Annotated in this window: 17 protein-coding genes; 12 read left to right on the top strand and 5 right to left on the bottom strand. The window is 70.0% G+C overall.

The window, feature by feature from the left end; all coding sequences use genetic code 11:
- Nucleotides 1–146 precede the first annotated feature (146 nt).
- The 3 genes from OS889_RS01825 (at nucleotide 147) to OS889_RS01815 (ending at nucleotide 2,373) form a co-directional block, all read left to right on the top strand.
- Nucleotides 147–521 (top strand): Hsp20/alpha crystallin family protein, encoded by a 375-nt coding sequence (locus tag OS889_RS01825; RefSeq protein WP_372386777.1) that lies wholly within the window; start codon nucleotides 147–149, stop codon nucleotides 519–521.
- Nucleotides 522–668: 147 nt separating this feature from the next.
- A complete protein-coding gene (locus OS889_RS01820) occupies nucleotides 669–1,721 on the top strand; it encodes an inorganic phosphate transporter (protein ID WP_372386776.1) in 1,053 nt (350 codons plus the stop codon).
- 73 nt (nucleotides 1,722–1,794) lie between these two features.
- The gene (locus tag OS889_RS01815) at nucleotides 1,795–2,373 is read left to right on the top strand and encodes a hypothetical protein (protein ID WP_372386775.1); all 579 of its coding nucleotides are present in this window, start codon (nucleotides 1,795–1,797) and stop codon (nucleotides 2,371–2,373) included.
- 8 nt (nucleotides 2,374–2,381) lie between these two features.
- On the opposite strand, the gene OS889_RS01810 is transcribed toward OS889_RS01815, so the two are convergent.
- The gene (locus OS889_RS01810) at nucleotides 2,382–3,296 is read right to left on the bottom strand and encodes a universal stress protein (protein WP_372386774.1); all 915 of its coding nucleotides are present in this window, start codon (nucleotides 3,294–3,296) and stop codon (nucleotides 2,382–2,384) included.
- A gap of 86 nt (nucleotides 3,297–3,382) precedes the next feature.
- Nucleotides 3,383–4,477 carry a CNNM domain-containing protein gene (locus OS889_RS01805; RefSeq protein WP_372391509.1) on the bottom strand — a complete coding sequence of 365 codons (1,095 nt, stop codon included), beginning with the start codon at nucleotides 4,475–4,477 and terminating at the stop codon, nucleotides 3,383–3,385.
- Between the two features lie 140 nt (nucleotides 4,478–4,617).
- On the opposite strand from OS889_RS01805, the gene OS889_RS01800 reads away from it, so the two are divergent.
- From OS889_RS01800 to OS889_RS01775, 6 genes are read left to right on the top strand one after another with little or no spacing between them, the layout of a single operon-like run.
- On the top strand, nucleotides 4,618–4,941 hold the full coding sequence (locus OS889_RS01800) for a DUF5783 family protein (RefSeq protein WP_372386773.1): 324 nt from the start codon (nucleotides 4,618–4,620) through the stop codon (nucleotides 4,939–4,941).
- 20 nt (nucleotides 4,942–4,961) lie between these two features.
- Nucleotides 4,962–5,165: a hypothetical protein gene (locus OS889_RS01795; protein ID WP_372386772.1), complete on the top strand. Its 204-nt coding sequence runs from the start codon at nucleotides 4,962–4,964 to the stop codon at nucleotides 5,163–5,165.
- 57 nt (nucleotides 5,166–5,222) lie between these two features.
- Nucleotides 5,223–6,236 (top strand): A24 family peptidase, encoded by a 1,014-nt coding sequence (locus OS889_RS01790; RefSeq protein ID WP_372386771.1) that lies wholly within the window; start codon nucleotides 5,223–5,225, stop codon nucleotides 6,234–6,236.
- A gap of 60 nt (nucleotides 6,237–6,296) precedes the next feature.
- Complete coding sequence (gene hisI / locus OS889_RS01785) at nucleotides 6,297–6,665, top strand: phosphoribosyl-AMP cyclohydrolase (RefSeq protein ID WP_372386770.1); 369 nt, start codon at nucleotides 6,297–6,299, stop codon at nucleotides 6,663–6,665.
- Nucleotides 6,666–6,671: 6 nt separating this feature from the next.
- Nucleotides 6,672–7,880 carry a DUF7118 family protein gene (locus OS889_RS01780; RefSeq protein ID WP_372386769.1) on the top strand — a complete coding sequence of 403 codons (1,209 nt, stop codon included), beginning with the start codon at nucleotides 6,672–6,674 and terminating at the stop codon, nucleotides 7,878–7,880.
- Nucleotides 7,880–8,158, top strand: coding sequence for a hypothetical protein (locus OS889_RS01775; RefSeq protein WP_372386768.1), 279 nt, complete (start codon nucleotides 7,880–7,882; stop codon nucleotides 8,156–8,158). The genes OS889_RS01780 and OS889_RS01775 overlap by 1 nt, the downstream gene beginning before the upstream one ends.
- A gap of 96 nt (nucleotides 8,159–8,254) precedes the next feature.
- On the opposite strand, the gene glmM is transcribed toward OS889_RS01775, so the two are convergent.
- A complete protein-coding gene (gene glmM / locus OS889_RS01770; protein ID WP_372386767.1) occupies nucleotides 8,255–9,619 on the bottom strand; it encodes a phosphoglucosamine mutase in 1,365 nt (454 codons plus the stop codon).
- 65 nt (nucleotides 9,620–9,684) lie between these two features.
- Nucleotides 9,685–9,954 carry a DUF8151 family protein gene (locus OS889_RS01765; RefSeq protein ID WP_372386766.1) on the bottom strand — a complete coding sequence of 90 codons (270 nt, stop codon included), beginning with the start codon at nucleotides 9,952–9,954 and terminating at the stop codon, nucleotides 9,685–9,687.
- A gap of 111 nt (nucleotides 9,955–10,065) precedes the next feature.
- Between OS889_RS01765 and OS889_RS01760 the strand changes: the two genes are divergently transcribed.
- Entirely contained in the window at nucleotides 10,066–10,296 is a 231-nt protein-coding gene (locus OS889_RS01760; protein WP_372386765.1) for a DUF7860 family protein, read from the top strand.
- Between the two features lie 88 nt (nucleotides 10,297–10,384).
- On the top strand, nucleotides 10,385–11,116 hold the full coding sequence (gene hisA, locus OS889_RS01755) for a 1-(5-phosphoribosyl)-5-[(5-phosphoribosylamino)methylideneamino]imidazole-4-carboxamide isomerase (protein WP_372386764.1): 732 nt from the start codon (nucleotides 10,385–10,387) through the stop codon (nucleotides 11,114–11,116).
- 13 nt (nucleotides 11,117–11,129) lie between these two features.
- Here hisA and OS889_RS01750 read toward each other — a convergent pair whose 3' ends face one another.
- Nucleotides 11,130–12,125 (bottom strand): tyrosine--tRNA ligase, encoded by a 996-nt coding sequence (locus tag OS889_RS01750; protein WP_372386763.1) that lies wholly within the window; start codon nucleotides 12,123–12,125, stop codon nucleotides 11,130–11,132.
- A gap of 118 nt (nucleotides 12,126–12,243) precedes the next feature.
- Here OS889_RS01750 and OS889_RS01745 point away from each other — a divergent pair, with 118 nt between their 5' ends.
- Nucleotides 12,244–12,558, top strand: coding sequence for a PLDc N-terminal domain-containing protein (locus tag OS889_RS01745; RefSeq protein WP_372386762.1), 315 nt, complete (start codon nucleotides 12,244–12,246; stop codon nucleotides 12,556–12,558).
- The last annotated feature ends 8 nt before the right edge of the window (nucleotides 12,559–12,566 follow it).

The raw sequence follows: 12,566 nt of genomic DNA, 5'->3' as shown, positions 1-12,566 counted from the left end.
GTACAAATCATATAATGCTATACAAAATAGATCGAATCGACTGAACTGCTGCCCCTGCATTCGCCAGTTTTTGACAAACTATCAAATATCAATAATTTTTATTACGAACCGCGCACAAGTACCACGTGGAACTGAGGTGATCAGCAATGGCGCTGCCGACTGATCCCGCCAGTTCCTGGATGCAGGGCCTCGAATTCCCGTCCCGTATCTTCGGTGACGCCGGGAGTACCGACTACGAACTGTACGAGGAAGACGACGAGTTCGTCCTCGCGGTCGAGATGCCGGGGTTCACGCGCGAGGACATCGACCTCGCGTGGGACGACGGCGTCCTGAACATCGCGGCCGAACACGTCAACGAGGAGCGCGGCCGCAAGCGGACGTACCACCGACGCCTCCGCTTCCCCAAGGACGTCGACGAGGACGCCATCACGGCGACCTACACCAACGGCGTCCTCGAAGTGACGCTCCCGCTCGAAGCGGAGGGCGACACCCACGGCCAGACCATCCCCATCGAGGGGTGAGAACCGCGACCGCGGCGTAGTCGGTCGCCCGACGTCGAGTCGGGTCCCCTGACTTCTCCGTCCGACAGGACGCGTTTTTTCGGGCGACGTCCGCCGAATCGACGCGAACGGACAGACTCTTTGAGCCGACCATCTCACCTCCGAACGATGTCCTCGGCGCTGTTCGTCGTCGGCGTCGCCGTGGCGGCGTTCGTCGGGATCAACATCGGCGGTTCCTCGACGGGGGTCGCGTTCGGCCCGGCGACCGGGAGCGGCGTCGTCTCGATGCGCACGGCCTCTGCGCTGATGGCGCTGTTCGTGCTGCTCGGCGGCTTCACCGTCGGCACCAACGTCGTTCGGACGCTGGGTAGCGGCTTCGTCCCCGCGGAGTACTTCACCCTCGGCGCGTCGATCGGCGTCCTGCTTTTCATCGGGCTCGCGATCCTCCTGGGGAACGTGCTGAAGGTCTCGACGAGCACCAGCCAGACGGCCGTGGCCGCGGTCGTCGGGATGGGCGCGGCGCTCGGCGTGCTCAACTGGGAGACCGTCGGCGTCGTCGTCCTCTGGTGGCTCCTCTCGACGATCCTCGCCTTCTGGCTCTGTGCGTTCGTCGGCCGCTACCTCTACGACGCCGTGGTGGACGCGCTCGACCTGGAGTCGCGGAACAGCCGACTGGCCGAGTTCGTCGTCGTCGGCATCGGCTGTTATATGGCCTTCTCCGCCGGCGCGTCGAACGTCGCCAACGCGGTCGCGCCGCTGGTCGGCTCCGGCCAGCTCGGGATGCTCCCGGGCGTCGCGGTCGGGGGCCTCGCCATCGGCGTCGGCGCGTTCGCGCTCGGTCACCGGACGATGGAGACGGTCGGCGAGGACATCACCGACCTCTCGCTGGAGGCCTCGCTGATCGCGGAGTCGATCGCCGCGTCGATCCTCACCGGGCTCAGTTGGGCTGGGATCCCGGCGAGCCTGGCGGTCGTCCTCACCGCTTGCATCATCGGCCTGGGGTGGGGACGCGCCAGCCGCCAGATCCCGTTGCGAGCGATCGCGCGGCCCGAGGGCCTCACCGCGGCCGAACGCGAGACGCAGGCGGCCGACCGGCTGAAGCTGTTCGATCCGCGCGTCACGAAGCGGATCGTCTCCACGTGGATTGCGACCCCGACTGTCGCCGGCGCGGTCGCCTTCGCGGCGTTCGAGGCCGCAGAGCGGCTCCACCTCCTGACCTAGCGGCGGTCCCTTCGGGGTCCTCGCAGTCCGTCGGTTCGCTTTAGTCGCCGAGCGGTGTAGTATCGCTCGAACGATGGCACCGAGCACGCTGTCCGGACGGTTCCGCGGCCGGGAGACGCAGTTCCACATCGAACTGCTCTACGGCGCGCTCTTCATCGCCGGGTTCGCCTATCTCGTCTTCCGCGTCGATCCGCGCGTGGCGGCCTTCGAGGGCGGCCTCGTCGTCGGGTACCTCCTCCGGATCTGGGAGAAGATGTCGATCTACGAGCGCATCCTCGAAGAGGCCGTCTCCCGGGAGGCCGAGACTCAGGTCGAAGCCGAGGTCGAAGAACAGGTCGGCAGGGAAGTCGAAGAGCAGGTGGAAGCGACCGTCGACGAACAGGTCGGCGAGGAAGTCGAAGAGCGGGTCGAAGCGACCGTCGGCGAAGAAGTTCAGGAGCGGGTCGACGAGCGGCTGGACCAAGAGGTCCAAGAGCGCGTGGACGAGCAGGTCCAAGAACAGATCGACGAGGAAGTCCAAGAGCGCGTGGACGAAGAGGTGCAGGAACAGATCGACGAGGAAGTCCAGGAGCGCGTCGACCGCCGGGTCGAAGAGCGCGTCGAGGCCGAGATCGAAGAGCGAGACGGGGCGAGCGGAGACGAAGACGCCTAATCGGTCCGTCAGTTTCCTTCGGTCTCGTCCGCGGGCCGCCGGACGGTCAGCACTGGCACCGACGCGGTCCGGAGGAGCTTCTCGGTCACGCTCCCGAGGAGGTAGCGATCGACGCCGGTGCGGCCGTGAGTGCCGACCACGATCAGATCCACGTCGTGTTCGGAGACGTACTTGTTGATCTCGCGGTGCGCCGAGGTGCCCGTCACGACCTCGCTGGTGATGGCCTCTTCGGCGACGCCCGCGTCGCTTGCGAGGTCGACGCCGCTCTCGACGAACTGCTCGGCGTTCGCTTCCAGCTGGTCGATCTGGAGGTCGACGCGGGCGTCGAGGCCGAGGTGCGCCACGTCGACGACCGAGAGGACGTCGAGGCGGGCGTCCGTCGCGGCCGCGAGGTCGGCGCCGAGGCCGACGGCGACGTCCGCGCAGGCGCTCCCGTCGGTCGGCGCGAGCACGCGCTCGTACGGGTACGCGAGCTCCCGCTCCTCGTCGGGGCCGACTGCGAGGACCGGCGCGGGCGAGCGCCTGACGACGCGCTCGGTCGTGCTCCCCAGGAGGAGTCGCTCGATACCCGTGCGGCCGTGGGTCGGCATCGCGATCAGGTCGACGCCGCCGTCACCGTCGTCGCCCCCCGAGGCGGCGTAGGCGACGATGGCGTCGGCGGGCGCGGCGGTCTCGACGGCTCTGACGGTCTCGACCCCGCGGTCGGCGGCGCGGTCGGCGGCCGTGTCCACGGCCGCCCGCGCTCGCGATTCGATCTCCGCGGCGATGTCCTCGCGCCCCCGGGTGAGGGCGTCGCTGTCGGTCTGTGCGGCCGAGAGGATGTGCAGCGTGGCGTCGTGCGCCTCGGCCAGGTCGAGGACGTGATCGAGGACTCTGGCGGCACCGCCGCTCCCGTCGGTCGGGAAGAGGACGTCGTCGAACATACGGACCCATCAACGCCGACCCACAAATACGGTGGCATCTTCGGCGCCGACCTCGACCGCGGGCGGCGGCGCGCTCCCGCGCTCACTCACCCGCTCTCGTCGGGCGAGACCGGGTGGTCGTCGCTGCGGTCGGCCTCGACGTCGAGCGGGTCTTCTAAGTCGCCCATCACGGCCTCGAAGGCGTCGGTCGCGGTCAAGAGCCCGACCACGTCGCCGTCCTCGACGACCAGGGCGAGCTCCTGGCGCTCGACCTGGAACTGATCGACCGCGTCGCTGATGTGTGTGTCTGCCGCCAGCGTCATCGGCGGCGCCGCGATCTCAGCTAGGCTCGTCGTCCCGTCCCGGAGTGCGTCCACGTTCCCGACGACCGCCGGCACGTAGACGATCCCGCGGAAGTCGCTCGGGTCCGCGCCGACGAGCGGCAGGCGCGTGTGGGGGTTCGAGCCGATCCGGTCGAGGTTCTCCTCGATCGGGACCTCCGTCGAGAGGAAGACGATCTCCTCGACCGGGGTCATCGCGTCCGCGATCGCCCGCTCGCCGACGTCGAGGGCGTTGAGAACCTCCTCGCGGCGCTCCTCGGGCAGGTCTCCGCGTTCGAGGACCGACCCGAGTTCGTGTCGGAGGTCCGCCCGCGACTCGATCGCGTCGGTCTCGGCCTCCAGCCACGCGCCCGTCATCTCGACGCCGAACAGCTTGAGCGTCCACTTGGCGACGCCGTCGCCGACGGCGATGATCGGCGCGATGAGCTTCGCGAACCAGTACAGCGGGGTCGCGCCGTGGCGCGCGACGAACTTCGAGCGCTCGACGCCCAGGTACGTCGGCGTCTGCTCGCCGTGGGTGAGGTGCAGGAGATTGATGATCAGGAACGCGATGATCCCGCCCGCGCCGACCGACGCGAGCACCGTCGACTCGAAGTACGGATCGAAGAGCGTCGCCAGCGCCGGCTCGGCGACGATCCCGACCGCGATGCTGGAGGCGGTGATCCCGACCTGACAGCTCGTGAGGTAGATTTCGAGGTCGTCTGTCATCTCCCACGCCCGGCGCAGCCCCGGCTCGTCGAACTCGGATTCGGGGTACTGCCGGACGCGCGTGAGCGCGAACTCGATGGCGACGAAGAAGCCGTTCGCGAGGATCAGCGCGACGCCAGCGAGCAGTCGGAGGGTGATCTCGAGGCCGTTCATACTTCCGGCGACGCTCATACCCGCGACCAGTCGGTGACGCGTCAAATACGTGGGGGACTCGCGGCCGGGCGTGCCGACGTCGCCGCGGCCGACGCGGGGGACACAAAACCGGTTTGTACCGGCCGCAGCCAAGAGTGCGTATGGCCGACTTCGACCCCGAGAAGTTCGAAGACAAGTACGCGAACTACTTCGCCGAGCTCCAGCGCGCGTACAAGAACGCCTTCGAGACGATGAACGAGCAGTACGACTCCGAGCTGATCCACGCCATCGACCAGCAGATCCTCAACGAGTCCGAGCCCTTCTACGAGGACGGCGACTTCCGGATCGAGCTCCCCGAGAACCCCACAGAGCGCCTGACGGCGGTCATCGTCGACGACGAGAAGCTCTCGGCGGTCTTAGAAGAGTACCTCTCGGAGCTCCGCGCGGAGCACCGCAACGTCTTCGGGCTGGACGACTCCGAGTAGGCGAGGAGGAGAGGGTTCGGATGGACGAACGGCTCGTGCGCTTTGGGATCTTCTTCTTCGCGGCGGTCATCGCCGCCGACCTCGCCGCGGCGCTGCTGTTCCCGCCGGACCCGTTCTCGCAGCTGTACTTCGTCGGCGTCGCGGCCGCCGTCGCCGTCCCGCTGGGGTATCTCTTCGCGTACCACGGCGGGTACGAACGGCTCTCGGGGCTCCTCGGTCGATAGCCGAGCGCGGGGGCCGTCAGACGCAAACTACAACTCCCCCGGGTTCGCTTCCCCTGTATGTTCGCCAGCGTACCCGACATCCTCCGCCTGGTCGTCGTGCCCGTCCTGGGGTGGGCGGCGTGGCGCGACGTCGAGACGCGGCGGGTGCCCAGCCGGACCTGGTACCCCCTCGTCGCGTTGGGCGTCGCGCTCCTCGCGTGGGACGCGCTCTCGCACCTCTCGCTCGCGGCGCCGGGCGACCTGCTGTTCTTCGTCCGCGTCGCGATCAGCCTCTTCATCGTCGCGCCGATCGCCTACCTGTTCTGGCTGGTCGGCGGCTTCGGCGGCGCCGACGCGAAGGCGCTCATCACCATCGCCATCCTGCTCCCGACGTTCCCAACGTACTACTTCTCGGGCTTCACGCTCCCGGTGGTCGTGACCACGCTCGGGGTCTTCTCGATGACCGTCCTCACGAACACGGTCGTCCTCGCGATCGCCTACCCGCTCGGCATCGCGGGGCGGAATCTGCTGGACGGCGACTTCCGGTTCCCGGTGGGCTTCCTCGGCCGCCGGGTCGACGTCGCGGACCTCTCGACGGCGCACGGCCGGCTCTTCGAGACGCCCGACGGCTTTTCGAGGTCCGGCCTCGACCTCGACGCCCTGCGGATGTACCTCCGCTGGCGCGGCGCGTCGCTCTCGGACCTCCGCGAGGATCCCGAGGCGTTCCGCGATCCGGCGAGCATCGACGCGACGTATCCGGCCACCGACGGCGCCGTCGGCGACGGAGGCGACGGAGGCGACGAAGCCGACGCGACACCGGAGCCAGAAGCGACCGACGGCGACGCCGAGCCAGTCGCGGTCGACCCGGACGACGAGTGGGGCGCCGAGGCGTTCCTCGACGACATCGAGGGCTCGGCGTACGGCACGACGCCCGAGAAGCTCCGCGGCGGCCTCGCGATCGTCGCCGAGCGCGACCGGGTGTGGATCTCGCCGGGCATCCCGTTCATCGTCCCGATGTTCGTCGGCACGGTCGTCGCGTTCACCTACGGCGACGTCGTCTTCGGCGTGCTCGGCGCGCTGGGCATCGTGTAGGGGACGCCCCCGCCGACGGGGGCAAAAGACCTATCGGCCGCCCTCGCCGACATCGGAGCAATGACAGATGACGTCGCGGTCGACTTCGGCGAGGACGGCCTCGTCCCCGCCGTCGCACAGGACGCCGACTCCGGCGAGGTGCTGATGCTGGCGTACGTCTCGCCCGAGGCGCTCGAACGCACCCGCGAGACCGGCCGGGCGCACTACTACTCACGCAGCCGCGAGGAGCTCTGGGAGAAGGGCGCCACCAGCGGCCACACCCAGGACGTGCGGGAGATCCGCGTCGACTGCGACGCCGACACGCTCCTCTACCTCGTCGACCAGACCGGCGGCGCCTGCCACACGGGCCACCGCTCGTGCTTCTACCGCACGGTCGACGGCGAGACCGTCGGCGAGCGCGTCTTCGACCCCGACGCGGTCTACGAGTGAGTCCCGATGTCCGGATCCGAATCGGTCGACGCCGACGCCGAGGCCGACCCCGAAGCGCGGATGGAAGCGCTCCTGGCCGACGTCGAGGACTGCCTCGACGCGCTCGGCGAGGCGCGGGAGCGGCGCGACGCGGTCGAAGAGCGCATCGCTGACGTCGGCGAGGACTCGGTCGTCGAGGCCGCCGACGCCTACCGGAAGGCCGTCCGACTGCTCGACCGCTACGAGGACTCCGCGACGGGCACGGGCGACTTCCAGGCCTACGTGGAGTTCCAGGACCGCTTCCTCGGGCTTGTCGAGGACCTGCCCGAGTCGGTCCCCGCGAGCGAGGCCTTCGAGGCGGCCGCCGAGCGGATGGACCGCCGCCGACTCAGCGACGACGACTTCGCCGGCGCCCGCGCGGACCTCGAACCGGCGGGCGAGTACGTCGACCTCCTCGACCGGCGAGAGGAGACGGAAGAGGCACTCTCGAAGGCGCGTCGGGACGCGAAGCTCCGGCTCTCGGACCTCGACGACGCGATCGAGTCCCGCGAGGAGGTGCTGGCCTTCGCCGACGCCGACCTCGACGCCCCCGTCGAGGAGCTCCGCGAGCCGATCGCGGCGTACAACGAGGCCGTCCGCGAGGAGTTCGTGACGTTCTACGAGTCGGCGTCGATCGCGGCCGTGATCGGCCTCCTGGAGCGCGCCGAGTCGTTCCCCCTGGTGGACTTCCGCTCGCCGCCGCGGGACCTCCGGCAGTTCGCCCGCGAGAGCCCCGACGCCGACGAGCCGGTCCCGACGCTCCTGGAGTACGCGGAGTACACCGGCTCGAAACTGGATCACTACGCCGAGGATCCGGCGGCGCTCCAGACCAACGTCGCGGTCCACCGGACGTTCCTCGAACGGCTCTCTGCCGACCCGCTCTCGATCGCCCTGCCGCCGCCGTCCGCGGGGACACTCCGGGCGTGGGCGGTCGAGGCGATCTCGCTCCTCGGCCGGTTCGCGAGCGAGGAGACGGTCGCGCGGCTCCGAGAGGTCCGGGACCTGACCCGCCGCGAGGACTACGCGGACCTCCGATTCGCGCTCCGGGCCCACGAGGAACTCGACGCCGCGACCCGCGAGCGCGTCCAGACGGGCGCCGTCGCGGCGGAGCTGGACCGCCTCCGCGACGCCCGCGAGCGGCTCGCGACCGCGCTGGACGAAAGCGAGTCCGCGGCCGCACAGACGGGCTCGGGCTGATGGTGGTCGTCTCGGCGGTCGCCTTCGCGGCCGCGCTCCTGTCTTTTTACTTCGGCGCCCGGGCGCTCCGGACGCGTCGGGCGATCGAGCACCTCACCCGGCGCGCGGGCCGAGGGCGCTCGGACGCGCTCGCCCGGCTCGGGCCGGCGGACGATCCGGACCGGATTCCCGAGTCCGACGCCGCCGAACGGCGCCGCGACGACGTCTCCATAGAGCGCGGGTTCGTCCTGCTCGCGCTGGGCGCGGTCTGTGCGCTGCTGGGCGTGCTCGCGCTGTGATAGTGATTGCTCTCACTGTTTACCGCCGAACGCCGTTACCGGGGGTGGCGTTCGGCGGTAAGAGACGAGAGTAATCACTATGAGCCGATCGAGCCGCTACGCCCGCTCGCGCGCCTCGCGGAGCGCGTCGGCGGCCTCGTCGGCGAGCTCCTGTGCCTCCGCTCGCGACGTCGACTCGGCGTAGACCCGCACTTTCGGTTCGGTCCCCGAGGGGCGGACGAGCACCCACGCGTCGCCGTAGTCGAGGCGGTAGCCGTCCTTCGTGTTCGGCTCGGCGTCGGCCGCCTCGGCGTACTCGCGGGCCGCCGCCAGCATCGCCTCCAGTTCGGCCTCGCTCTCGTAGCCGAGGTTCACGCGGACGTTCTCGTAGTCGGTGTAGGGGGCGACGACCTCGCTCGCGGGGCGCTCGGCGACGAGTTCGAGGAACTTCGCGCCGACGTAGGCCCCGTCGCGGACGATCCAGTACGGCGGGAAGAAGATCCCGCCGTTGCCCTCGCCGGCGATGGGGACGTGCTCGCCGGCGGCGCGGAGCTCGCGGATCCGCGTGATGATGTTCGTCGAGCCGATCGGCGTCAGTTCGAGGTCGGCGCCGGCCGCCTGACAGACGTCGACGAGGCGCTGGGAGACGTTGACGGCGGCGACCGCGGTGTCGCCCGGCTCCAGCGCCTCGGCCGCGAGCGCGGCCAGCGAGGACTCCCCGGGGACGAACGCCCCCGTCTCGTCGACGAAGACCGCGCGGTCGGCGTCGCCGTCGTGGGCGATCCCCACGTCCGCGTCGGCGGCCGCGACGAGCGACTTGAGGTCCGTGAGGTTCGACCCGACCGGCTCGGAGTCCCGACCGGGGAAGTGGCCGTCGGGGTTCGCGTTGACCGTGACGACCTCACAGCCCAGCTCCCGGAAGAACTCGGGGCTCGTCAGTGCGCCCGCGCCGTGGCCCGGATCGAGCGCGACGGTGAGGTCGGCGGCGGCGATCGCCTCGCGGTCGACGGCGGAAAGCAGGTCTGCGACGTACTCGCGGTTCGCCGTCTCGACCTCGCGCACGTCGCCGACGGCGTCCCAGGCCGCGGTCGAGAAGTCCTCGCCGAGGACGTGCTCTTCGATCCGTTCGAGCTCTGCGACTGAGAGCTCGACGCCGTCGGCGCCGACGAGCTTCACGCCGTTGTACTCGGGCGGATTGTGCGAGGCGGTGATCAGGATGCCCGGCCGTTCGTGCGTGCCGGCGTAGCGGACCGCCGCGGGCGTCGGCGTCGGGCCGAGCCGATCCACGTCGACGCCGACGCTCTGGAGCCCGCTCGTGGCGGCGTTCGAAAGCATCTCGCCGGTCGTCCGGGTGTCGCGCGCGACGACGGCGCGGTCGACCTCCCAGACGGTCCCGGCCGCCCGGGCGACCCGGAGGACGAACTCGGGCGTCAGGCCGTCGCCGACGACGCCCCGGGTGCCGCTCGAACCGAACAGTTTCATCGTGGGACCATCTTCGGGCCGTCGTGAAAGCGATTGCGAACGGGGACCCGCCTCGCCCGCCGTGATCACTCGGTGCGGGCGGACGCGCCGCCCGCCGCGCGCTTGAGTTCGCTCCACGCGGGGACGACCTTGTCCGCCGCCACGTAGTACGCGAAGTACAGCGCGACGGCGCCCATCACGGCGGCCCACACTCCGAGGCCGACCTCGCCGCCCTGTGCGGTCGCCACGGCGAAGCGCTCGACAGCGACGCCGACGACGGACAGCCCGGCCGATCCCAGTCCGAACACGAGGACTTCGAGCAGTTCGGGCGCGAGTTCGGCGAGTGTACTCGACATACCGGCCGCTCGCCGTATGCCATTGTGGGCCTTTCGGTTCGGCTCGGTTCGTTGCACGGCGCTCGCCGCCCGAACGGAACCGATAAGACGGACTTGCCGAATCAGTCGACTATGGCAGGACGCTACGGCGACATCGACTACCCGACGCTCACGAAACGCAGCACCCTCTTCGGTCTCGGCCTGTTCGCCTTCGGCGCGCTCGGCGAGTTCGCCCTCGCGAGCACCGGTATGGCGGTCCCCGCCTGGGAGCACGCCCTGCTCGTCGACGCGGAGTGGCTCGGCGTGGCGCTCGCGCTCCTCTCGCCGTTCGTGTTCGGGATCCTCCTCCCGCTCACGGAGTGAGCGACCACGCGGCCGCTCGCTCCAGCGACTGCGACGTTCCGGAGACCGAGACGGAGACTTTAGGCCGCTGCCCCGCCGAGGGGCGGCTATGTCCGACACCGACCCCTTCCCCGCCTTCGAGGTCGTCCCCGCCGTCGATATGCAGGACGGCGAGGTCGTCCAGCTCGTCCAGGGCGAACGCGGCACCGAGAAGCGCTACGGCGACCCCGTCGCGGCGGCCCGCCGGTGGGTCGAGGCGGGCGCGGAGACGCTCCACCTCGTCGACCTCGACGGCGCCTTCGAGGGCGAGCGGCAGAACGCAGACGCCGTCGAGGCCGTCGTCGAGGCCGTCGACGTCCCGGTCCAGCTCGGCGGCGGCATCCGGACCCGCGAGGACGCGACGGACCTGCTCGACCGCGGCGTCGAGCGCGTGATCCTCGGCACTGCGGCCGTCGAGGAGCCCGACCTGGTCGAAGCGATTTCGGACTCCCACCCGGGCCGCGTGATGGTGAGCCTCGACGCCAAGGACGGCGAGGTCGTCGTCTCGGGCTGGACCGAGAGCACGGGCCTCGACCCCGCCGAGGCCGCCGCCCGCTACGAGGACCTCGGGGCCGGCGCGATCCTCTTCACCGACGTCGACGTCGAGGGCCGACACGAGGGCGTCCAGGCCGGCGTGACCCGGCGCGTCGTCGAGGCGGTCGACATCCCCGTCGTCGCCTCCGGCGGCGTCGCCTCGCTCGACGACGTCCGTGCGCTCCGAGAGGCCGGCGCGGCCGCCGTGGTCGTCGGGACCGCGCTCTACGAGGGCACGTTCACGCTCGAAGCCGCGATGGACGCCTGATCGGGGACCGGTCTCAGTTCCGCTGCTCCCGGATCTTCTCGCGGCCGGGCGCGATCAGATCGTTCAGGTAGGTCGCAAGCGCGCCCTTGGCGTCCGCCGGGTGGAGCTCGCCGGATTCGAGGTCGGCTTCGAGGTCCGCGTAGGCGTCGTAGATCAGGTCGCCGCCGTACTTCTCGGGCCGCTCGACGACGACCTCGCCGAAGCGCGGGAAGACGTGGTACTCGAAGATCTGGAGGACGGGATTCTCCCGCTCCTCGCCGTCGTCGGTCGGATCGGGATCGGCCGTCGGCGGGCAGTAGGCCTTGTTGACCTTCTCTTCGATGTCCGATTCGGAATCCTCCATCGAGAGCGAGAGCCCCTCGGAGCTCGACATCTTCCCGACGCCGGTGGTCAGATCGGCGATCAGCGGCGTGTGCAGACAGGTCGGCGCGTCGGCGTCGATGCTCGGGAGGGCGTCGCGAGCGAGCATGTGGACCTTCCGCTGTTCCATCCCGCCGATCGCGAGGTCGACGTCGAGGTAGACGATGTCCAGCGCCTGCATCAGCGGGTAGACGGCCTGGGCGACCGTCGCGCCGTCGCCGCTGGCGATCTCGGCCATCGCGCGCTCGGCCCGCGAGAGCGACGTCTCCAGTTCGAGCGCGTGGAGGTCGAGGATGTACTCCTCGTCGAGCTGGAACTCCGAGCCGAGCACGAACTCCGTCTGTGACTCTTCGAGCCCGTAGGCGACGAACTGCTCTTGCATCCGCGTCGCCGTCTCGCGGATCTCCTCGAAGGTCCCCTTGTCGTTGAGGTAGGCGTGGACGTCGGCCAGGAGGACGACGACCTCGAAGCCCGCCTCCTGGAGCTCGATGAGCTTGTTCGCGGTCAGCATGTGGCCGATGTGGAGGACGCCGGAGGGCTCGTAGCCCACGTACGCCCGCTTTCCGTCCGGGGAGTCGGCTAGCGCGCGCACTTCCTCGTCTGTGACCACCTCGGAGACGTTCCGGGTGATCAGGTCGTAGGCGTCCATACGGGAGGGGAGTCGCGACGGCGGCATATGACTTCTGGGTTGGCGCCGACGCCGTCCTCGCGGCGCCGCCCGCGACCGACCGGAAAGCGTCATACCCGCGCGGATCCAAGGCGGGACGATGGCTACGACTCGCTCGCCGCTCGTCGTCCTCGGAGGGTTGGTCGCCGTGGCGTTCGTCCCGCTGTTCGTGATGTGGCTCGTGATCGCCGACCTGGGGACGCTCGCGTACTTCTTCGGATTCGCGGTCTACTTTCTGGTGGCGCACATCGCGCTGCCCGGCTGGGTCTACCTCGACGCCAACGGCCGCGAGAGCGGTTCCCCGCTGGGCTGGACCGCGCTCGCGTTCCTCCTGCCGTTCCTCGGGTTCGTGATCTACTACTTCGTCGGCCAGCCCGACGCCCCGCACGAAGTCGAGGCCGACCCGCGAGCGTAGGCGTTCGC

The organism is Halobellus sp. MBLA0158, assembly GCF_041477585.1.
Classification (GTDB): domain Archaea; phylum Halobacteriota; class Halobacteria; order Halobacteriales; family Haloferacaceae; genus Haloquadratum; species Haloquadratum rubicundus.
The sequence above is the reverse complement of the archived record's forward strand: the minus strand, read 5'-3'. Positions and strand labels throughout refer to the sequence as shown.

Bases quoted from the DNA above. Each gene is read 5' to 3' on its own strand.
- OS889_RS01825 (WP_372386777.1), top strand. From the start codon at position 147: ATGGCGCTGCCGACTGATCCCGCCAGTTCCTGGATGCAGGGCCTCGAA.
- OS889_RS01820 (WP_372386776.1), top strand. From the start codon at position 669: ATGTCCTCGGCGCTGTTCGTCGTCGGCGTCGCCGTGGCGGCGTTCGTC.
- OS889_RS01815 (WP_372386775.1), top strand. From the start codon at position 1,795: ATGGCACCGAGCACGCTGTCCGGACGGTTCCGCGGCCGGGAGACGCAG.
- OS889_RS01810 (WP_372386774.1), bottom strand. From the start codon at position 3,296: ATGTTCGACGACGTCCTCTTCCCGACCGACGGGAGCGGCGGTGCCGCC.
- OS889_RS01805 (WP_372391509.1), bottom strand. From the start codon at position 4,477: ATGAACGGCCTCGAGATCACCCTCCGACTGCTCGCTGGCGTCGCGCTG.
- OS889_RS01800 (WP_372386773.1), top strand. From the start codon at position 4,618: ATGGCCGACTTCGACCCCGAGAAGTTCGAAGACAAGTACGCGAACTAC.
- OS889_RS01795 (WP_372386772.1), top strand. From the start codon at position 4,962: ATGGACGAACGGCTCGTGCGCTTTGGGATCTTCTTCTTCGCGGCGGTC.
- OS889_RS01790 (WP_372386771.1), top strand. From the start codon at position 5,223: ATGTTCGCCAGCGTACCCGACATCCTCCGCCTGGTCGTCGTGCCCGTC.
- hisI (WP_372386770.1), top strand. From the start codon at position 6,297: ATGACAGATGACGTCGCGGTCGACTTCGGCGAGGACGGCCTCGTCCCC.
- OS889_RS01780 (WP_372386769.1), top strand. From the start codon at position 6,672: ATGTCCGGATCCGAATCGGTCGACGCCGACGCCGAGGCCGACCCCGAA.
- OS889_RS01775 (WP_372386768.1), top strand. From the start codon at position 7,880: ATGGTGGTCGTCTCGGCGGTCGCCTTCGCGGCCGCGCTCCTGTCTTTT.
- glmM (WP_372386767.1), bottom strand. From the start codon at position 9,619: ATGAAACTGTTCGGTTCGAGCGGCACCCGGGGCGTCGTCGGCGACGGC.
- OS889_RS01765 (WP_372386766.1), bottom strand. From the start codon at position 9,954: ATGTCGAGTACACTCGCCGAACTCGCGCCCGAACTGCTCGAAGTCCTC.
- OS889_RS01760 (WP_372386765.1), top strand. From the start codon at position 10,066: ATGGCAGGACGCTACGGCGACATCGACTACCCGACGCTCACGAAACGC.
- hisA (WP_372386764.1), top strand. From the start codon at position 10,385: ATGTCCGACACCGACCCCTTCCCCGCCTTCGAGGTCGTCCCCGCCGTC.
- OS889_RS01750 (WP_372386763.1), bottom strand. From the start codon at position 12,125: ATGGACGCCTACGACCTGATCACCCGGAACGTCTCCGAGGTGGTCACA.
- OS889_RS01745 (WP_372386762.1), top strand. From the start codon at position 12,244: ATGGCTACGACTCGCTCGCCGCTCGTCGTCCTCGGAGGGTTGGTCGCC.